Here is a 20,860-nt window from a genome sequence, read left to right as displayed (position 1 = left end):
TCCGGCTCAGGCGCCCAGTGCTCAGTCACGGGCTTCAAACATCCCAGAGGCCGCTCGGGCTACCCGAGCCGGTCCGAGGCTTAAAGATACAAGGCCATGAGCTGGTTGCTGGATTCGAGCCTGCAGGTCAGTCGCTATCGATTGAGCGTATGCATGGTACCCGCAATTTGATTCAGGGCCGTTGGAATTCCGTGTGTCGAGCCCTCCAGAATTCCGGTATGTCTTTGGTTGGGTGCCACCTCGGTAGACTGGATTCGGCACGGAAAGCGTTGCCTGTGCAGAACCTCAAGTTGAGGAAGGCCAGAGGGAAGATCGCAGTCAGGTGCCTGTCGCACGGCTGAAAAAAAACTACGGTGACCGGTCTCAACCTGCCCGAAGGTCTGTGGTGGTAGCTGCTCGCATCTTTACAACAAGGTAAAATTTCACACTTTTGGTCACTTGGGCCGGTTTTCTGAGCTGGCTGGGTGACATGCATGCCTTGCTTGGCGTGCTTTCTGAGCTTACTGACTGGATATCTGTGGATCGCTTCCTGGCTTACGGCTGGTTCCTGCAAGGGACTACGTCGCTGGACTCATTGTTCGATGGCGCTGAGGTGCTGCGTGGCCGGGCTGCCCGCAGGCGTGCCGATCTGACGGGGGTTCTGGCTTGGGGGCGCAAGCCCAGTGCCCGGCGTGCGGAGGCGTTCGCGGCCCGGCGCGGGTTGCGTGTGATCCGGGCTGAGGATGGCTTCCTGCGTTCCTACGGCACCGGGGATCGCTTCCCACCGCTGGTCGTGACCATCGATGAGGAAGGGATCTATTACGACAGTACGGCTCCGAGTGTGCTGGAATCCCTGCTCAACTCTTCCACCGATGTGCTTGCCGGAATCCAGGAGGATGTCATCCGGGCCAAGGCCTTGATCCTGGGGAACAGGCTGAGCAAGTACAATCATGCTCCGCCTTTCGATCCAGCCTTGCTTCGCCCTGGGGATCGGCAGCGTGTGCTTGTGATCGATCAGACTGCGGGAGACCTGGCCATCGTCTGTGGAGGCGCCGGGCCGGAGAGCTTCGCGCGGATGCTTCAGGCGGCGCTAGATGAAAACCCCGATGCGACGGTCTATGTGAAGACCCACCCGGAGGTGACTGCAGGGCGCAAAGGAGGCTATCTCACCGATGTACGCGACGGTGATCGCGTCGTGGTGCTGCGTGGTTTCGTCAATCCACTGAGTCTGATCGAACACATGGACCGGGTTTATGCGGTCACTTCCACCATGGGTTTCGAGGCCCTGCTGGCCGGCAAGCAGGTGAGTTGTTTTGGCATGCCGTGGTATGCGGGCTGGGGCGCGACCGAGGATCGGCTGACCTGTGCCCGGCGTGTCCGCCGGCGTTCAGTGGATGAGATCTTCGCTGCGGCCTATTTTCATTATTCGCGTTACGTGAATCCGGATACCGATGAGCGCGGAACGATCTTCGACGTGATCGACTGGCTGATCAGGCAGTGCGCGATGGAGGCCCGGCAGGGCGGGCGCAGTATCTGGGTGGGCATGCAGCGCTGGAAGTTTGCTTATGTGCTGCCCATGCTGTCGTTGCACCAGGGGCGTGCATTTCTGGTCCAGGATGCTGCCGCTGCGGCCCGGTTGATGCCCACATCGGCAGACCGCCTGATCGTCTGGGGCGCGGAGGTTCAGGACGAAATCGTTCGATTGGCCGAGCAGACGGGGTGTCGTCTTGTCCGGGCGGAGGACGGTTTCTTGCGTTCGGTGGGGTTGGGGTCCAACTTCATCCCCCGTTGTCGTTGGTGCTGGATGAGCGTGGGCTGTATTTCGATCCCCGTCGTCCGTCGGATCTCGAATGCGTGCTGTCCGAGGGACGTTTTGACGAAGCAGAACTGGCCGAAGCGCGTGCGGTGCGGGCCTTGATCGTCGAGCAGGGGTTGAGCAAGTACAACGTGGCGAGCCGGAATGCTGCACGGTGGCCTGCCCAGGGGCGGCGCGTGGTGTTGGTGCCGGGCCAGGTGGAGGACGATGCCTCCATCCGTTTCGGCTGTGCGGGTATCCGCAGTAATCGTGAGCTGCTGGAAGCCGCGCGCAGTGCTTGCCCGGAAGCGTTCATCGTCTACAAACCACATCCGGATGTGCTTTCTGGGCGCCGGGCAGGCGCGGTTTCTGCTAAGGATCTTGCACGCTGGGCGGACCACGTGGAAACGGAACTCTCCGTGGTGAGCTGTATCGAGGCCAGTGACGAAGTACATACGCTGACTTCGTTGACGGGGTTTGATGCCTTGCTGCGCGGCAAGCATGTCGTGACCTATGGCATGCCTTTCTACGCTGGCTGGGGACTGACGCAGGATTGTGGCCCTGAGGGGCCGGCCCATCGGCGCCGATTACGGCGCTTGCATCTGGATGAACTGGTGGCCGGAGCGCTGTTGCGTTATCCGTTGTATTGGGATTCGCGTTTCAGGGGCTATGCCTCTTGTCGGGGCATCATCCACCGGATGGTGTCACTGCGCGAAAAATTGGAACAGACAGGCGAACTGGAGCGTTTGCGTCTGGGGTGGATCTTCCGGTTGGGGCGTCGTTTGCGCTTGCTGGTGGATTCCTGGCGCATGTTATAGACATGGATCGATTTCTCCACGATGCGGTTTTGAAGCGGACTGGGCCTGTGATGGAAAGACGTGTCTTTCTGTTCCTGCAGGGTGTGTGTTCGCCATTCTTCGCGCGTTTGGCCGATCGCCTCGTGGCGGATGGGCATCAGGTTCTGAAGGTGAATTTCAACGTGGGTGACTGGATGTATTGGGCGCCCCGTCCGGCGGTGAGTTTCCGTCAGCCGCTCTCCATGCTTTCCGCTTTCTTGGGCGACCTGTATGCGCGCTATGGCGTGACGGACCAGATCCTGTTCGGAGATTGCCGGCCAGTGCACCGGCCAGCAGTCGAGAAGGCGCGTGGCCTGGGCATCAGGACGCATGTCTTCGAGGAAGGTTATTTCCGTCCGTTCTGGGTAACACTCGAACGGGAAGGCGTTAATAGCTATTCGCGATTGCCGCGTGATCCAGATTGGTACCGGGCGCTGGGGCCGACCTTACCCGAGTACGGGCGAGGAAAGTCGTTTGTGCTGCCATTCAGGGTTCGTGCCGGGCATGACGTGGCCTATCACCTGGCCGGTGCCCTGAACCCGTTACTGTTTCCCAATTACCGGACGCATCATCCTGACAACGCCGCATTGCAGTATCTGGGTTACATGCATCGCCTGCCGATGTTGAGATTGCATGCTCCCCGTGACACGAACCGGATCTACGACCTTATCCAGAGAGGTAAGCCTTTCTACGTGCTGCCTTTGCAGATGAATGGTGATGCACAGATCCGCGACCATTCCCGTTTCAGGGATATGGAGGAGGTGATGTGGTTCGTGATGGATTCGTTTGCCCCCCGTGCGCCGGGTGACGCGCATCTGGTCATCAAGAATCATCCGCTGGATTACGGACTCGTACCGCACGCACGTACCGCAGCACATCTGAGCCGGCATTTCGGTCTGCAAGGGCGCGTGCATTATCTGGAGACAGGCAACTTGCGCCATCTCTTGCAGCGGGCGCACGGCACCGTGACGGTGAATAGCACGGTGGGATCGGTGGCTTTGGGTCATGTCTGCCCCACTATCTGCCTTGCTTCGCCGATCTACGATCTGCCCGGGCTGACCTTCCAGGGGGAACTGGATGACTTCTGGCGCGAGCGCCAGGAGCCCGACATGAAGCTGTTCCGCTATTTCCGCAGTGCCGTGATCCATACGACACAGGTCAACGGGGGCTTCTACAGTCGCGCGGGTATCGAGCAACTGGTGGAGAACTGTCTGCCCCGCTTGCTTGCAGAGCAGTCTGTTCTGGAAACGTTGCTGCCTGCGACGCAGGCTGACACGGTCGGAAGCGTCATCCACGGGTGATCGTACGAGCACCGGGCGTCGCCGCGTATGCGGCCGGCAGGTGGCAGTGTGGTGCTGGCGGGATGCCGGCGCTGCCTAGATTTTTGGGGATCGTGGTGTGCCGAACAGGGTGATCTGGATTACCGGAGCGAGCGGATCGATTGGCGCCGCTTTGGCAGAGGCGTATGCCGGGGTGGGAGTGCATCTGGTATTGCAGGGGCGGGATGAAGCCAGGCTTTCCGACTTGATGGATCGTTGCAAGGCGCGCGGTGCAGAGGTGTCTTTATGGCTGGTGGATCTGTGTGACCTTGTTGCGATGAGGCGATGGCTGGCAGAGGCGGATACGCCGGATCTGCTGATAGCCAATGCCGGACGCAATACGCATGTGGGGCCGAACGGCGAGCCCGAGCCTTGGAGTAAGGTCGAGGCTTTGCTGGATGTGAACCTGCGTGCGGTGATGGCGTTGGTGCATGGCGTACTTCCGGGGATGCGTAAACGGGGTAGCGGCCAGATTGCACTGGTGAGTTCGCTCGCAGGGTATTTCGGCCTGCCGATGACGCCTGCCTATTCGGCCAGCAAGGCTGCGGTCAAGGCCTATGGTGAAGCATTGCGTGGCTGGTTGGCGCCGGAAGGCGTCAGGGTGAGCGTGATCATGCCGGGTTATGTAGCGTCCCCCATGTGCCACGCAATGCCGGGGCCCAAGCCTTTCCTGTGGCCTCCGGAGAGAGCCGCGCAAGTGATCTTGCGAGGGTTGGCACGTAACCGTGCCCGCATCGTGTTTCCGCGTCTATTGGCCTGGGGCTGCTGGTGGCTGGCGGTACTGCCGCCGGCTCTGTCGTGTCGTATCCTGCGCTGGCTGGATTATCGTGCCTGATGGGTTGAAGGTTGTGTTGTGGCCGATGCTGCTGGCGTTTGTGCTGACTGCGTTGGCGGAGGCCTGCCTCATGCAACCTCGGCCGTTCCTGCGGCGGCCTGCCTGGACCTGTGCACTGCATGCGGGTTCCGTCGGGGTATTGTTCGTGCTCGGGCTGCTGGTATTTCGCCGACCTTGGTTTGCAGCCTGTCAGCCGTTGGCCTGGCACTTTCTGCTGCTCGCGGTGAATTGGGTGAAGCGGGATGCGTTGCGCGAACCCTTTGTGTTCCAGGATTTCGAGTATTTCGTCGATTTGCTGCGTCATCCGCGTCTGTATCTGCCTTTCTTCGGCTATTGCAACGCGTTGCTGGGCATTGCCGCGGCGGTGATTTTCATCACCACTGGCATGCTGTTGGAGCCTGGGCTGGATGCCAAGCTTTTCCGTCAGGGAGTGCTGCTCAGCGCATTGCTGACGGTCCTGGCCTTGCTGGTGGGGTGGTGGCATGGGCGACGGATTGTCGCCAGTTTTGATGCGGATGCCGATCTTCGATGCTTCGGCCTTGCTGCCAACTTGTGGCTGTACGCGTTGGCCGAGCGGCGGAAGCCGCAGTTGCCTTCCCGTTTTGTGGGCCAGCTTTCATTGCTGGCAGCCGAAAATACGCCGCATCTGGTGGTCGTACAGAGCGAGTCGTTTTTCGACGCGCGGCGTGTGTATGAAGGCGTGGCGCCTTCGGTATATGCGTGGCTGGATGCAGCCAAGGCGGATGCCGTGCTGCACGGATTGCTGGAAGTGCCTGCCTGGGGGGCCAACACCGTACGTTCCGAATTTGCGTTTCTTTCCGGTCTGCGCAACGAGGCGCTGGGGGTGCATCGCTTCAACCCTTATCGCCGCCTGCGCGAGGTCGATACGGTGGCCTGGGCATTGAGGCGGGCAGGCTACCGCACGGTGTGCGTACATCCCTATTCCGCGAACTTCTATCAGCGTGACCGGCAGTTCCCCTTGTTTGGCTTCGATGAATTCGTGGACATCCGCGCCTTTTCAGCCGAAGACCGGGTCGGGGCTTATATTGGCGACATCGCAGTTGCGGACAGGGTGGCGGAGCTGTTGCAGGCGGCCGATGCACCTCTCTTCGTGTTCGTGATCACCATGGAGAACCATGGTCCGCTGCACCTTGAAACGGTCGGTGCCGGAGACGAGGCCATGCTGTACAGTGGGCAGCCACCATCCGGGCATGCGGATCTCACCGCTTATCTGCGTCACATCGTCAATGCAGGCCAGATGCAGCAACGGTTATGCGATTGTCTTGCTGCGCAGTCGCGGGATGGTTGGTTATGCTGGTATGGCGATCACTTGCCAATCATGCCTTCGGTATACCGTCAGGCTGGCTTCGAGGACGCGCGTACCGATTATTTCATTTGGCATGCCCGCCGACCTGCATCTGCTTCCACCCGCCGGGACATGCATATGGCCGATCTGGCCGAGAACCTGTTGAGTGTGATGCAAGGAGCCCGGTGAGAATGCTTGAAGCCAGAAATTGGCGCATCGTGGCGCCGAATTCAGTAGCCGAGGTTGATCGTACGGGCTTGCGCCTGGTGGCGACAGGGCGAGGTTTGTTGCGAAAGTTACTGGGGGAGGCAGACGATCGTCATCGCCTGTTTTGCGATTGCATCCGGTGGGACAGGGTCTTGCTGATCGTCAGCGAATCTGGGGAGACCGGCGGTTTCGTGACCTTCAAGCAGCAGGGGCGTGGTCCGTACACCCCGGCGTTGCGTACTTTCCAGAAAGTGTTCGGGTTGTGGTCAGGCCTGTGGCGTTTTCTCGCGTTTTGGCTGCTGGAGGCACGCGATCTGGGCAACGGGTTTTACATATACGGCCTGAAGGTGTCTGTACATCATCGTCGTGAGGGCCTGGCCAGACTGCTGGTCGCCGCCGTGGAGCAAGAAGCCTGGCGCCGTGGTGCATGCCACGTGACGCTTGAGGTGGGCGAGGAAAACATTCCCGCCCGTACCCTCTATGAAAGCCTTGGCTACGCTCGCTATCGCACGATATCCCTGCGCGGGCTATCCCGCTTCTTTCCTTTTTCCCGTCTCCACCGGCTGCGCAAATTACGCCCTTCGACGCTATAACCCTTGCTCAAAGGTCTGCAAGCGTTTCGGCGGTGCACCGGGCTGCATGCTGAAGTTCGGCGGGGCTATGTTCGCAGGAGACGAAGAAGCGCAGGCGTGCAGCTTTTTCGGGCACGGCTGGATAGAGAATGGGTTGTACGTTGATACCTTGCTCGAGCAGCGAGGCTGACAGCCGGGTGGCCTTGACCGAGCTGCCGACGATGGCGGGTACCACGGCGAGACCTGTGCTATGGCCTGTGTCGATCCCTTTGCGTTGCAGGCTTTCCAGCAGCAGTTGCCCGTTGTGCTGCAGTTTTTCCACGCGTGCGGGCTCGGCATGCAAGCATTCCAGTGCCGCGAGAGAGGCCGCGGCAAGTGGGGGCGCCATGCCCACACTGTAGAGGAAACCGGGGGCCAGGAATTTCAGGTGCTCGATGAGGGCGTGCTCACCGGCGATGTAGCCACCGCAGCCGGCCAGTGTCTTGGACAGGGTTCCCATCCAGATATCGACATCGCTGCCTTGCAGGCCGAAATGCTCGCGAATGCCGTAGCCACGCTTGCCCATCACACCCAGCGAATGCGCTTCGTCTACCATCAGGAAACACTGGTGACGGTTCCGGATCTCGACGAAGCGGGGTAGATCCGGGTAGTCGCCATCCATGCTGTAAATGCCTTTAACAACGATCAGCACTCTTTCGAAATCGTTGCGTTGCCGTTCCAGCAGGCTGTCCAGCGCTGCCCAATCGTTATGGGCGAAGGGCAGGCGCTTGGCGCCGGAGAGCTTGATGCCCTGCAGGATGCTGTTGTGCACGAGTTCGTCATGCACGATCAGATCGCGCGGCCCGAAGAGATGGCCGATAGTGGTCACGTTGGCCGCGTGACCGCTGACCATCACCACGGCGTCATCCGTTCCATAGAGTGCGGCCAGGCTACGCTCCAGTTCGCGATGGATAGGGCGTTCGCCGGAGACTACGCGGCTTGCTGATACCGATGTGCCATAGCGCTCGATGGCCGCCACGGCGGCGGCGTTGACGCGCGGGTCGCCAGAGAAGCCCAGGTAGTTGTAGTTGGCGAAGTTCAGCAGATCCTTGCCGGCGATGGTGGTATGCGCGCCGGCGCGGCCTTCGTGCAGCTTGAAGAAGGGGTTGGCGATGCCCAGGCGCGTGCCGCCCTCGCTGATGATGCGCAGTTGCTGGTAGCCCGGATGCTGGTCGAAGCGCCTGAACTGTTCGGGAACCTGCTGGGCCTTGGCGCCAGCGCGTGGCGCCTGGGGGGGCTGAGTGGTTTGCCCTGCGCTGCGCAGGCGTCGCTCCAGGCTTTGCTGGATGAGCTTTTCCTTGAGCTGTGCCCCTAGCCCGCTGATGCGCTTGTTCATGGGTTGATCAGCCTTTCGCTGTTCCGGTTGTCTTCGAGTTGGGCCGTCAGCTCCGCCACGGTATCGGTTTGGGTCTCGTGGGCATGGATCGCCGCGAGCTGTTTGACCTGGCTCGAAAGGTCGGACTCCACCGGGTTGCCCTGGCCGGCTTCCTGTTCCCGCAATTGGGCAATGAGGCGATCCGCAAGGCGAGCAATGGTGGGGCTTTCGCTCAGTGCGAGTACCGGCAGCTTGACCCCGAAGCGGTCCTCCAGAGCGATCACGAGTTCCACGCCCATCAGCGAATCCATCCCCAGCTCCTGGATCGGGCGATCCGTCGCGATCTTTTCCGGCTGAATACGTAGGATTTCACCCAGTTCATGGCGCAGCATGTCGGCCACGGTGGCGTGCAACTCCTCGTCGCTGAGCTCTGCAAGCAGGCGGCGCAGATCGTCACCACCATCATCCCCTTGACCCGCCTCGCCGAAAAGGCGACGCAATTCAGCATAGCGGGAGCCTGTGGCAGTGGGCAGGAAGCGGCTGAGCGCATGCCAGTCCAGCTCCAGGATGCCCTGACCGGACTGCCCTTCCAGCAGGGCAATTTCCAGCAGATCCAGCGCAAGGGCCGCGCGCAGCGCAGTGCCACCCATGCGCCCTTGCAGGGCTTCCTTGATCTTTTCGTTGCGGGCAAGGAAGCCTGCGTCGTCGATGGCGCCCCACAGCAGGCAGGTGGCTGGCAGCCCTTGTGCCCGACGATGGCGAGCCAGTGCCTCGAGCCAGCTGTTGGCTGCGACATAGGCCGCTTGCCCCGGGTTGCCGAAAAGCGTGGTGGCCGAGGAATACAGCACGAAGAAGTCCAGTGGCTGTTCGCGGCCGAGCTGATGCAGATGCTCTGCTCCCAGCACTTTGGGCGCGAGGACGCGGGCGATTTTTTCCGCGTCGAGGTTGCGAATCAGCGCATCCTCGATTACTGCGGCGGCATGTACGACGCCACGAAGAGGAGGCAGGCTGGCTCGAGCTTCAGCCAGCAGTGCTTGAAGTGCTTCGCGTTGGGTGACGTCGCAGGCGCGGGCCAGTACCGTCACGCCTTGTGCTTCGAAACCGGCAATGGCTTCCCGTGCTTCTTGGCTTTGCGGGCCGCTGCGACTGATCAGGATGAGGTGGCGGGCGCCACGCTCGACCAGCCACTGCGCGGTACGCAGTCCGAATCCACCCAATCCGCCGGTGACCAGATAGCTTGCCTGTGCTGCAAGTTGCAAGCCTGAGGTGGGTTTCGCGATCCTGGCGGTCTGCATGGCACGGATGCCATCGCGATAGGTCACCACGATCTTGCCGATCTGGCGTGCCTGCTGCATGTGGCGGAAGGCATCGACGACCTGGCCTGCCTCGAACGATTGCCAGGGCAGGGGATGGAAGATGCCTTGCTCGAACAGCTCCATTACCTCGGCGAACAGTCGGCGGGTGAGTGCCGGACGCTCGCGCATGAGCTGATCGGCGTCGATACCGAAATAGGTGAGATTGTTGCGGAAGGGACGCAGACCGACGCGGGTGTTTTCGTAGAAATCGCGCTTGCCGAGTTCGAGGAAGCGCCCGAAAGGTTTGAGGATCTGGAAGTTCCGGTTGATCGCTTCGCCGGCGAGTGAGTTCAGTACCACATCCACACCTTCACCTTGTGTGAGCTGCAGGATGTCGTCGGCGTAGGAGAGCGAGCGGGAATCCAGCACGTGGTCGGCACCCAGCAGACGCAGGAACTCGCGCTTCTCGTCGGAGCCCGCCGTGGCATATACGGTGGCGCCGATCCAGCGCGCGATCTGGATGGCCGCAATGCCGACGCCACCTGCACCGCCATGGATCAGTACGCGTTCGCCCGGCTCCAGACGGGCCAGATGGTGCAGTGCGTAGTAAGCCGTGAAGAAGGTGGTGGGGATGGTGGCAGCCGCTTCGAAGCTGATCCCAGCTGGTACTGGCGCGACCGTACTGGCGCGTGTGACCAGCTTGTTGGCGAAACAGGCCGAGCCGAAACCCACGACCCGGTCTCCAGGGACGTAACCTTCCACCCCGTTGCCGCAGCGCAGTACCGTGCCGGCGAACTCCAGCCCCAGCGTGGCGCCAGCGAAACCATTTTCCAGCGCTTCATCGGACAACAACCCGAGGGCATACATGACATCGCGGAAATTCAGGCCGGTGGCCTCGACGCGGATTTCCAGCTCGTCTGCTGCAGGCTCGGGCAGCGTGCTGGGCTGCCAGGTCAGATGACGCAACTGACCGGGGAGCGAGAAGCCGAGTTTCCAGCCTGTGGTTTCTTCGGGCATGCCAGGCGGCAGGCTCAGGCGGGTGGCGAAGCGCTCACCCTCCGGGCCGATCAGCAGCTCGCTTTCCTGAGCATCACTTTGCAGCGTTGCGGCAAGTTGGGCTGCAGCCTGCATGGGCTCCTTGCAGCTCAGATCGATGAGCCGCAACGGTTGTCCGATCTCGTTGGCGAGTGTGCGGCCAAAACCCCACAAGGCGGAATCCGGGTGGATATGAGTACCCGTTCTGCGTAGTGCCACGGGCAGCAGATCACTCATGGCTCCCTGCGTGACGAGCAGCAGGGGCTGCAGACAGGATGCAGCTTCGCAGGCATTGGCCACGGCGGCTGCTTGCTGGCAAGCCAGACCGAGCATTTGCACATCGGTTTGCGCGCGGGCGGCAAGACCGCTCAACAGCACAATGCCTTTGTTGTTCTCAGGCAGAGATTGCAGTGCCGTGGCAAGGCCGGCCGGGGTGAAGTCCCGGCTGATCTGCACTGTGTCGCCCCGTGCTTGCAGGGCCTCTGCCAGCGTTCCGGAGAATGCGGCTTCTGGGTTTTCATCTTCGCTGAGCAGCAGCCAATGGGCCGGGGTGCTCGTCGGCGCGGAAGCCGTTTGCGATACGGCCAGCAACAGGCAACAGCTGGGGCTTTGCTGCAGCCAGCGCGGGGCGTCGAACCCGGCTGCCTGCAATGTTTCCGGGAGCGCTGCCGGATCCTCGGGTAGAGGGAGACCTGCAATGCCCAGATTCCCTCGCAGCCATTCATCGGATTGCTGGGTGATCAGCAGCAGGCTGCCCCCTGGCGTGAGTTGCTGGTGGGCGAAGTGCAGCAGGCGTCTGACTTCGTCGCCTTCCAGCCCGTCCAGCACGAACAGGACGAGGTCGTGCCGATCGGCAGAGGAGGGCTCATCCGTCGTGACAGGCAGGAAGCGCAGTGCAGGATGCTGCTCCGCCAGCTCTGTCGTGAGTGTTGCCTGGGCTTCCTGGCGACTGGAAAAGCTGTAGTCGCCACAGGCCAGTGGCAGTTCCGGACAAAGGCGGCTGGCGAATACCGGTGCATCGTCGGCAAGTTCCAGGATGCGCAGGCGCTGGCCCGGTTGAAGGCGATCCAGATGCTGTCGGATTTGCTGCTGCAAGGTTTCGGCAATTTGCTGAAGCTTTTCGCGGCCAAGCATGTGACGGCTGAGACTGGCAACGCTGAAGCCTGCAGGCAGTTCCAGAGGGGATTGTTGCGTGCCGAAAAGCACCGCGGCTAATTGCTGCCCCAGGTGGCTGATCGTATGGATCAGCGGGAAATGATCCGGATATTCACGCAGCAGTAGTTGCCAGATTTCGGCGGTAGGCGTTTCGTCTTCGCCGGCCAGCAGGTTTTGATTCCGGGCATCCAGCAGGTTGGCGCGTTGTGCTGCTGCGAGCAAGTTCTCGAATGCAGGCTGACGAGGATCTTCGTCTCGTGCCAGCTGCGCGTGCCATTGGGCGAGGCCTTCTGGATGCGCAGCCAGGCAATCCGCAAGGATTTCGCGCACTTTGCTCAGGTAGAGCGCATCCAGAAGCGGTGAAAGTTCTTCCTCGTATCTTGCCTGTGTCGGGGAAACGTCAGGAAGGCATGTCTGGAAAGCTTGTGCCAGCGCTTCGCTGTCGATCAGCGACATGCCCGGCAGCGGTGCTGCGATCAGGATGTCCTGCAACTGACGGATGCGTTCAGTCTGACTGCGGAACAGGCGTACGGCGCGGAAGCGGACCTCTTCGAGCACCGCGACGGCTTTTCCTTCTGCATCGAAGAGCTGGAAATCGGCCAGCAGCGAATGCGGCGAGTGGCGGCGCAGGATGACCTGGCTGAAGCGCACGGCACCGGCCTGTTGGCGCAGTGCGAGGCGACCGATACGCGTGGGGATGAAGGCCAGTCCGTTTGCCTGCTCCGTATGCTCGCGCAGCAGTTGTGCGATCAGCTGGAAGCAGCTGTCCAGTACACCGGGATGCAGCAGATATTCGGTCTGGGTGGCTGCAATGGCGGCGGGTTGCTCCAGGAAGGCCAGCGCACGGTTCTGTTCCAGCCAGCCTCGTGCGATGGCCTGAAAGGCCGGGCCGTAGTGCAGCCCCAGCGAACGGTTGAGTTCGAGGTGACTTTCTCGTGTGAAATCCGGCTGACGCGTGGGGAGGCCTGGCCAGCTGGCTTCGTCCAGCAGGCGAGCTCCGGGTTCGGCCAGCAGGCGTGCGCAGGCGTGCAGGGCCCAGTCGTTATCACTGGCATACTCACGGGCCTGGATGTTCAGTCTGCCGTCCGTGTCCTCCAGCGTGACGCGCAGGCGCTGCGATTGCCCGTTGCCGAAAAGCAGAGGTGCGCGGATTTCCAGGGCCTCGATTTCGATCCAGGGGTGATCGAATTTCTCGCGTGCCACGGCCAAAGCCAGCTCCGCGTAGGCTGCGCCCGGGAAAACGACGGCGTCACCGACCACGTGATCGGCCAGCATCGGCTGCAGTTGCGCGTCGAGCACGCTTTCCCACTGGTTCGGCTGTTGCCGGAGCTCACGGCCCAGTAGTGGATGACAGGGCTCCTGGGTCAGTCGATCCAGGGATTCGCCGGTGCTGGGGTGCCAATGGGCTTCGCGTTGCCAGCAGTAGGTGGGGAAATCGACGAAATTGCCGGCAACCGGGAAATGTACGGACCAATCGGTTTCTCCGCCAGCGATCATGTGTTCGGCGCATGTGCTCAGGATGCGAGCGGGGGAGTCGTCGCCACGCCGCCCGGTTGGGAGGATGCGACCGCTGCGGTCCGCTTCCTTGAGCGCGTCATTGAGATAGCTGCGCAGAACCGGTTGCGGACCGATTTCGATGAATTCGTTGAAGCCATCGGCGATCATGGCCTGGATGGCCGGTGCGAAGGCAACGGGCTGGCGGATGTTTTGCCACCAGTAATCGGCCCCCAGTATTTCCCCTTCCTGCAGACCGCCCGCAACGGTGGAGTAGAAAGGTGTCGTCGCTGACTGCGGAGACAGACTGCCGAGCAGACGATGGATATCGTGTTCGATGCCATCCATGGCAGGACTGTGAAAGGCATAGTCCAGTGGCAGGCGCTTGTAGAAACATCCTTGGGTGTGCAGTTGCGCTTCAAGGCGGGCAGCTCGTCGAGCTGGCCCGCACCGTGACACCCTTGCCGCTGTGATCCCTGCGATGCAGATATTTCGGAGGCCAATATGAGTGATGAGTTCTTTGGCCGCATCGACATTGAGGCCGACTGCGCTCATCTGGCCTTGACCGCGTGTCTGCCCCTGCAGATGGCTGCGTTGGTAGATGACATGCACGGCGTCAGCCAGGGAAAGCGCGCCGCAGGCCCAGGCTGCGGCCACTTCTCCGACGCTGTGGCCACCGACTGCGAGTGGCTTCACGCCTTGTGCTCGCAGCATCTCGGTGATGCCTACCTGGATGGCGAACAGGCAGGGTTGGGCGATTTCGGTAAGGTCCAGGCGCTGGATGTCGACTTCCCTGCTGAGTTCGCTGCGCAGCGAAAACCCTGCCAGCGGTTCGAAATGCTGGTCAATCTGTCGCAGTGCTTCGCTGAATACCGGGTGTTCCAGCAAGGCTTTGCCCATGCCGAACCATTGCGAGCCATTACCTGAGTAGATGAATGCGGGGCCTTTTACCGACGGGATTGTGGTACCGGCGTAGATACCGGGTTCTCGTCCTTCTGTTGCGAAGCGTTGCAGGCGGGTTGCCGCATCGGTGGCGTTTTCGGCGAATACCACCGCGCGCTGTTCGAATGCTTCGCGCCTGAACAATGCATGCCAGGCCGCATCGTAGAGCGTGTGTTTGCCAGAAATCAGACTTTCTGCGAGTGCGGCTGCGTTGGCACGCAGGGCTGCTTCATTGCGCCCTTGAATGACCAGTGGTTGTGCTGCGCGGAAATCGCCCCTGACCGGAGTGCATTTGGCTTCATGGCTTTCTAGAATGACGTGTGCATTTGCGCCGCCAAAGCCGAACGAGTTGATTCCGATCACCAGTCGGCCTTCGGATTTCAGCGGGCGGTTTTCGGTGATGACATCGAGGTTCCACTCGTCGAGGCGAATTTTCGGATTCAGGGTCTTGATGCCGATGGTGGCTGGCACCATGCGGTACTGGATGGCATGCAGGGCTTTGGCCAGGCCAGCTACACCGGAAGCGGTTTCCATGTGGCCTAGATTGCTCTTCACCGATCCTATCGGCAGAGGAGAATCCTTAGGGCGCTGGCTCCCTAGTGCAACGCCCAACGCAGAGGTTTCGAGTGGGTCGCCAACTGCAGTACCCGTTCCGTGCGCTTCGAGGTAATCAATCTCGGCGGGATGAATTCCCGCCTCGGTGTAGGCGCTACGTAGCAGCGCTGCCTGCGCATCCGGGTTGGGGACGGTGAGCCCGGATTTTCGTCCATCCGTATTCACAGCTGAATGGGCGACGACAGCAAGGATATGGTCGCCGTCTGCGATCGCTTGCTCGTAGTCCTTGAGCAGGAATAGCCCACCCCCCTCGGAGCGGACATAGCCATCGCCATCTGCATCGAAAGTGTTGCACCGCCCATTGGGCGACAGCATGGAGGCTTTTGAAAAGATGATGAAGCCATAGGGGTGCAGATGCAGGCTGATGCCCCCTGTGATGGCGTAGGGCACTTCACCGGAAGCGATGGCGCGGCAGGCCTGATGGAATGCGACCAGAGAGGAAGAGCAGGCTGTGTCGATGGCCATGCTCGGGCCATGCCAGTCGAAGAAGTAGGAGAGGCGGTTGGCGGCGACACTGGCGGTGTTGCCAGTGGCGGTGCTGGCATCTATGGCGGCCAGATCATCGGCGTAGCGATATGAGTAGTCCGCGCTGGCCAGACCGATGAATACGCCGCAGCGGCTACCACGCAGGCTTGAGGGGGGGATGCCTGCACTTTCCAGCGCTTCCCAGGCCATTTCCAGCAACAGGCGTTGCTGAGGATCCATCTGGGCAGCTTCGCGAGGCGAAATACCGAAAAACTCTGCATCAAAGCCTGAGACATCGCCGATCGAACCAGCCGCAAAGGTATAGGCCGTACCAGGGTGTGTTTTGTCGGGGTGCAGAAAACTGGGTTTACTCCAGCGCTCTGATGCAACTTTTGTGACGAGATCCTTGCCTGCGAGCAGATCTTGCCATAGCCGGGCGCTACAAGTGGAGGGGAATCGATAGGCGCTGCCGATGATAGCGACACGACGTGGAACAGACTTTTCTTGTTGCAAAGCTACTGGCCTTTGTATGCACGCTGGTTTGTGCGATGGGGGTTCTGGACTGAACGGCAGAGCACGTTGTTTTTATTGAAGGTTAGCTTGCCGGCAAGGTACGCATAATTACCACGCGTCCAGCGCGATCACGCGTACGGACGTCGGCTTGGATGCGACTCACGGTGTATTTGTATGGAAATAGAGGAAATTTTACATTTTCTGTAAAGCTTCGGAGCGTCAGGGATTTCATCTCGATTGCAATTTTAGCCCGGGACTTTGCTGTGCAGTTATTTACGGGGAATTGCTTCGCAAGGAATGTCCTAGTCATGCGCCTTTCGGCGAGTGTTTGCCTTTTCCCTGACCATGCGTGCGGTGTCGTTTTTTGTCGCCGCGCTGTTCCAAGACAGAAGGCGCCCCTTTTGAGGTAGCGACCACGCGTAGCGGAGGAGTGTGTGGGCTTTTTGAACCTTGATTGTCGTCGGAGCTGGTTCCGGGGCCCGTAGTAAGCTCGACCCTTTGACATACTGGAGAACATACGATGCCCGATCGCAATCGCTACCTGCTCGAAGAGTCCCGGATGCCACGTCAGTGGTACAACATCGTGGCGGATCTGCCGGCACCGCCGGCTCCACCGTTGCATCCGGGAACGGGCCAGCCCATCGGGCCGGATGATCTGGCTCCGCTGTTCCCCAAGGCGATCATCGCGCAGGAGGTGAGTACCGAACGCTGGATCGACATCCCCGAGCCGGTATGTGAAGTCTTTCGTATGTGGCGTCCCAGCCCGCTGTTCCGTGCCCGTCGCCTGGAGAAATTGCTGGGCACGCCGGCCAAGATCTATTTCAAGTACGAAGGCGTTTCGCCCGCAGGCAGTCACAAGCCCAACTCCGCCGTGCCACAGGCCTGGTACAACGCTCAGGAAGGCGTGAAGAAGCTGAGTACCGAAACCGGCGCGGGGCAATGGGGAAGCTCGTTGGCCTTCGCCGGCGGCCTTTTCGGTCTGGATGTCACGGTGTATCAGGTGCGTGTGTCCTACGACCAGAAGCCGTATCGCCGCGCGATGATGGAAACCTGGGGGGCGAAATGCTTGCCGTCTCCGTCGGACACCACGGAAGCCGGGCGCGCCGCATTAGCGAAAAACCCGGACTTCATGGGGTCGCTCGGGCTGGCGATTTCCGAGGCGGTAGAAGTCGCGGCGAAGAACGAGGACACCAAGTACGCGTTGGGGTCGGTACTTAATCACGTATTGCTGCACCAGACCATCGTCGGTCAGGAAGCCATCCTGCAGATGGAGATGACTGGTGACGATCCGGATGTGATCGTCGGCTGTACGGGTGGAGGCTCTAATTTCGCTGGTATTGCCTTTCCCTTCATCGGGCAGCAATTGCGCGGCGAGCATGGGAAACGCCGTTTCGTGGCCGTGGAGCCAGCTGCCTGCCCCAGTCTCACGCGTGGCAAGTTTGCCTACGACTTCGGTGATACCTCGCATCTCACGCCACTGGTGAATATGCATACACTGGGCTCCACCTTTACGCCTCCCGGATTCCACGCGGGTGGCCTGCGCTATCACGGCATGGCGCCGATGATCAGCCATGTGGCCGAGCTGGGGCTGATCGAAGCCCAGGCCTATCATCAGAAAGCCTGCTTCGAAGCAGGCGTGATGTTTGCGCGGACTGAAGGCATCGTGCCAGCACCGGAAGCCACGCACGCCATCAAGGGCGCAATCGAGGAAGCGTTGCGCTGCAAGCGTGAGGGCAAGGCCGAAACCATCCTGTTTTGTCTCTCGGGCCATGGCCATCTCGACATGGCGGCCTATCAGGCCTACTTCGATGGCAAGCTGATAGATCAGGACTACGACGAAAAGGAACTGGCGATGGCGTTGTCTCTGTTGCCACAAGTGGCGTGAAATAAAAAATGGCCGCCTGAAAAGGCGGCCATTTTGTTTGTGCTGCTATCTGAAGGTTAGTTACGTGTTTCGACTTGCTGCAGCGGCTCCTCTGCAGACGTCACACGTTCACGGCGTGGAGTGGGAGTTACTGCTTCAGCTGCCTGGGGCGGTTCTGCAGAACGCGCAACCGCTGAGGTTTCAACCATCTGCAGGCTTTCGGCTTCTGCTGCCAGCAACGTCTGCAGGTCGACCTGCGGTGCAGCGGCCGTGACGGTCGTCGTTACAGGGCCAGACTCGGGGAGCGTTTCCACGATGGCGGGTGCACCCACTTCGGGCACGATCGTAGCGATAGGCTCGACGACAACTTCTGCCGGTTGAGTGGACTCTTCGAGCTGCACTGCTGAGACTGGCGTCTCCACTGCCATCGCCGGAGTTTCTGCAACGACAGATAGAGGCGCGGCTTGCTCGGTAGCGATGATGGCTGGCGATTCCGGAGCTTCAACAACGGCCACAGCTTGAATGCTGTTTGTGCTGATGGATTCCTGCGTTTCCAGCACGGCCGGTGCCGCGCTGGTTTCACCAGCAACCTGAGTGACTTCAGGGGCTTCCACCCTGATGAACGTTTCCGCAACGGCCACCGCAGCACTGGCAACTTCAGCCAAGGGTGCTTGCTGGGAAGACGGCTCCGCATCGTTCAGCTGTTCGGTTTGCTCACCATCCAGCACCTGAGCTTCTCCATCCTGACGACGCTCACCACGACCGCGGCCACGACGACCGCGGCGATTGCGGCCTTCTCTTCCTTCGCGTGCTTCAGGCGTGCCCGTGGTTTCCGATGCATCCACCGTCAGTGCTTCGGCGGCGACAGATGCTGCTGCAACAACGGCCAGTTCGGCGGTTTGTTGCTCTGACACTTGGGCTTCACGTGCTTGGCGAGGCGAGCGCTCGCGGCGTTCGCGGGGCTGGCGAGGTTCAGCTTTTTGGGTCTCCGGCTTGTCGGTACGTGCTTCCGGCTTGGCCTGTTCCTTGCGCTCGTTGCGGTTGCGATCCGGACGTTCTGCCCTGTCGCCCCGTTCCTGACGATTGCGCTCCTGGCTTTCTTCGGCGCGCTGTTTGTTTTTGCGCTCGCCATTGGCTTCGGTGCGATCCTTACTACGGCCTCCGTTGCGATTGTCGTCGCGGCGGCGCTCGCCACGGCGCTCATTGCGGCCACGAGGTGCAGGCGCCGCAGCCTTGGGGGCCGCTTCGCTGTCGCCAGCAAGCCAGTCGAGAATGCGACGGAAGAAACCACGCGTTTCGCTGGGTTTGGCAGTGGGGGCGACAGTCGGGGCCGGTTGTTCGGGCGTGATGCCCTTCACCGCGGCTTCCTGACGAACCGGGCGGCTTTCCTTCTGGGCAGCGACCCCGGCATCGGCGGCATCGGCCGGTGCGGCGGCGCGCTTGTAACTGGGCAGGTTGCTGTCGTCCTGGTTGAGCTGGTCGTGGCGCAGGCGCACGATTTCCTGCTGCGGGGTTTCCAGGTGGCGATTGGGGATGATCAGCAGGCTGACCTTGTGGCGCAGCTCGATCTTGGCGATGTCGTCACGCTTCTCGTTGAGCAGGAAGGTGGCGACATCCACGGGTACCTGGCAGTGCAGCGCGCCGGTATTTTCCTTCATCGCTTCTTCTTCAAGGATGCGCAGGATATGCAACGCAGCCGATTCGGTGGAGCGGATGTGGCCGGTGCCGGTACAGCGCGGGCAGGGGATGTAGCTGGTCTCTGCGAGCGCAGGGCGCAGGCGCTGGCGCGAGAGCTCCAGCAGACCGAAACGACTGATCTTGCCAGTCTGTACGCGAGCGCGGTCATAGCGCAGCGCGTCGCGCAGGCGGTTTTCCACCTCGCGTTGGTTGCGCTGGTTTTCCATGTCGATGAAGTCAATCACGATCAGACCGCCAAGGTCGCGCAGGCGCAGCTGGCGGGCCACTTCGTCGGCGGCCTCGAGATTGGTACGCAGGGCGGTTTCCTCGATATCGCTGCCCTTGGTGGCGCGGCCCGAGTTGACGTCGATGGCGACCAGTGCCTCAGTGTGGTCGATCACCACGGCACCGCCGGAGGGCAGGTTAACCTGGCGTCCGTAGGCGGATTCGATCTGGTGTTCGATCTGGAAACGCGAGAACAGCGGTACGTCGTCGTGGTAGCGCTTGACGCGATTGACCGCGCTGGGCATCACGTGGGCCATGAACTGCGTGGCCTGTTCGAAGATGTCGTCCGTATCGATGAGGATTTCACCGATATCGGGCTGGAAGTAATCGCGGATGGCGCGGATGACGAGACTGCTTTCCTGATAGATCAGGAAAGGGGCCGGATTCTGGCGCTTCTTGCTTTCCGCGTCGAAATCCGGCGTAGCGGCGTCGTCGATAGCAGTCCACAGTTGCAGCAGGTAGTTCATGTCCCACTGCAGCTCTTCGGCGCTGCGGCCGATGGCAGCCGTGCGTGCGATCAGGCTCATGCCGGCCGGCACGTCCAGGGAGTCCATGACTTCACGCAGCTCGGTGCGCTCGTCACCTTCGACGCGGCGCGATACGCCACCACCACGCGGGTTGTTGGGCATCAGGACCAGATAGCGGCCAGCCAGGGAAACGTAGGTGGTGAGGGCCGCGCCCTTGTTGCCACGTTCTTCCTTTTCAACCTGGACGATGATTTCCTGGCCTTCGCGCAACGCTTCCTTGATGGTGGCACGGGATGCGTCCACACCTTCCTTGAAGTAGCTACGGGAAATTTCCTTGAAGGGCAGGAATCCGTGGCGCTCTGCACCGTAATTGACAAAGGCGGCTTCGAGGCTGGGCTCGATGCGCGTGATCACACCTTTATAGATGTTGCTCTTGCGCTGTTCCTTTGATGCCAATTCGATGTCGAGGTCAATGATTTTTTGACCATCAACGATCGCAACGCGGAGTTCCTCGGCCTGCGTTGCATTGAAAAGCATGCGCTTCATTTAAGTTCTTCTCCCGCGCGCGATTGCGGGCAGGGCGAACCATGGCCTTTCTCCGCAGAGAAAGGCCGGTGACTCAACTTGTGGGGAACAGATAGCTCATGTGTTCTTGTGCAAGGAGTGAATCGGATTCGCCTTGTATCGCGACTCCAAGGCCATATCCAGCCTGGAGCCCTTCAATTCTGTTTCGCGTTCGCGCGCAAAATGGGTCGATCAATCAATTGGTTTGGGCTACCATCGGCCGTTTTTCCCGGCCGACTTGTTTTCGCGTGGCAGTGTCACTCCGGCACAACGTGTGCACGCAGCC

Annotated in this window: 10 protein-coding genes; 7 read left to right on the top strand and 3 right to left on the bottom strand. The window is 60.9% G+C overall.

The annotated features are described in order from the left end of the window. Nucleotides 1–469 precede the first annotated feature (469 nt). The 6 genes from BGI27_RS09900 (at nucleotide 470) to BGI27_RS09880 (ending at nucleotide 6,870) form a co-directional block, all read left to right on the top strand. Complete coding sequence (locus BGI27_RS09900) at nucleotides 470–1,897, top strand: capsular polysaccharide export protein, LipB/KpsS family (protein ID WP_223871729.1); 1,428 nt, start codon at nucleotides 470–472, stop codon at nucleotides 1,895–1,897. Beyond that, nucleotides 1,780–2,592, top strand: a complete 813-nt coding sequence (locus tag BGI27_RS18060) for a capsular polysaccharide export protein, LipB/KpsS family (RefSeq protein ID WP_223871730.1) — start codon at nucleotides 1,780–1,782, stop codon at nucleotides 2,590–2,592. Before BGI27_RS09900 ends, BGI27_RS18060 begins: the two co-directional genes overlap by 118 nt. Before the next feature lie 50 nt (nucleotides 2,593–2,642). Then, the gene (locus tag BGI27_RS09895; RefSeq protein ID WP_095524710.1) at nucleotides 2,643–3,911 is read left to right on the top strand and encodes a capsule biosynthesis protein; all 1,269 of its coding nucleotides are present in this window, start codon (nucleotides 2,643–2,645) and stop codon (nucleotides 3,909–3,911) included. A gap of 109 nt (nucleotides 3,912–4,020) precedes the next feature. Beyond that, complete coding sequence (locus BGI27_RS09890) at nucleotides 4,021–4,764, top strand: SDR family NAD(P)-dependent oxidoreductase (protein WP_223871728.1); 744 nt, start codon at nucleotides 4,021–4,023, stop codon at nucleotides 4,762–4,764. Nucleotides 4,765–4,834: 70 nt separating this feature from the next. Further along, complete coding sequence (locus BGI27_RS09885) at nucleotides 4,835–6,259, top strand: LTA synthase family protein (RefSeq protein ID WP_170942996.1); 1,425 nt, start codon at nucleotides 4,835–4,837, stop codon at nucleotides 6,257–6,259. A gap of 2 nt (nucleotides 6,260–6,261) precedes the next feature. Then, nucleotides 6,262–6,870 (top strand): GNAT family N-acetyltransferase, encoded by a 609-nt coding sequence (locus BGI27_RS09880; protein WP_095524707.1) that lies wholly within the window; start codon nucleotides 6,262–6,264, stop codon nucleotides 6,868–6,870. 7 nt (nucleotides 6,871–6,877) lie between these two features. Here the strand turns inward: BGI27_RS09880 and BGI27_RS09875 are convergent, their stop codons facing one another. Then, nucleotides 6,878–8,224: an aminotransferase class I/II-fold pyridoxal phosphate-dependent enzyme gene (locus BGI27_RS09875; protein WP_095524706.1), complete on the bottom strand. Its 1,347-nt coding sequence runs from the start codon at nucleotides 8,222–8,224 to the stop codon at nucleotides 6,878–6,880. Next, nucleotides 8,221–15,717 (bottom strand): type I polyketide synthase, encoded by a 7,497-nt coding sequence (locus BGI27_RS09870; RefSeq protein ID WP_095524705.1) that lies wholly within the window; start codon nucleotides 15,715–15,717, stop codon nucleotides 8,221–8,223. Before BGI27_RS09870 ends, BGI27_RS09875 begins: the two co-directional genes overlap by 4 nt. 520 nt (nucleotides 15,718–16,237) lie before the next feature. Here BGI27_RS09870 and BGI27_RS09865 point away from each other — a divergent pair. After that, on the top strand, nucleotides 16,238–17,602 hold the full coding sequence (locus tag BGI27_RS09865) for a TrpB-like pyridoxal phosphate-dependent enzyme (protein ID WP_095524704.1): 1,365 nt from the start codon (nucleotides 16,238–16,240) through the stop codon (nucleotides 17,600–17,602). Between the two features lie 56 nt (nucleotides 17,603–17,658). Here the strand turns inward: BGI27_RS09865 and BGI27_RS09860 are convergent, their stop codons facing one another. Further along, nucleotides 17,659–20,556 (bottom strand): Rne/Rng family ribonuclease, encoded by a 2,898-nt coding sequence (locus BGI27_RS09860; RefSeq protein WP_095524703.1) that lies wholly within the window; start codon nucleotides 20,554–20,556, stop codon nucleotides 17,659–17,661. Nucleotides 20,557–20,860: the final 304 nt, after the last annotated feature.

This window comes from Candidatus Dactylopiibacterium carminicum (assembly GCF_014736495.1).
Taxonomy (GTDB): domain Bacteria; phylum Pseudomonadota; class Gammaproteobacteria; order Burkholderiales; family Rhodocyclaceae; genus Uliginosibacterium; species Uliginosibacterium carminicum.
This window is presented reverse-complemented; position numbering and strand designations above follow the sequence as displayed.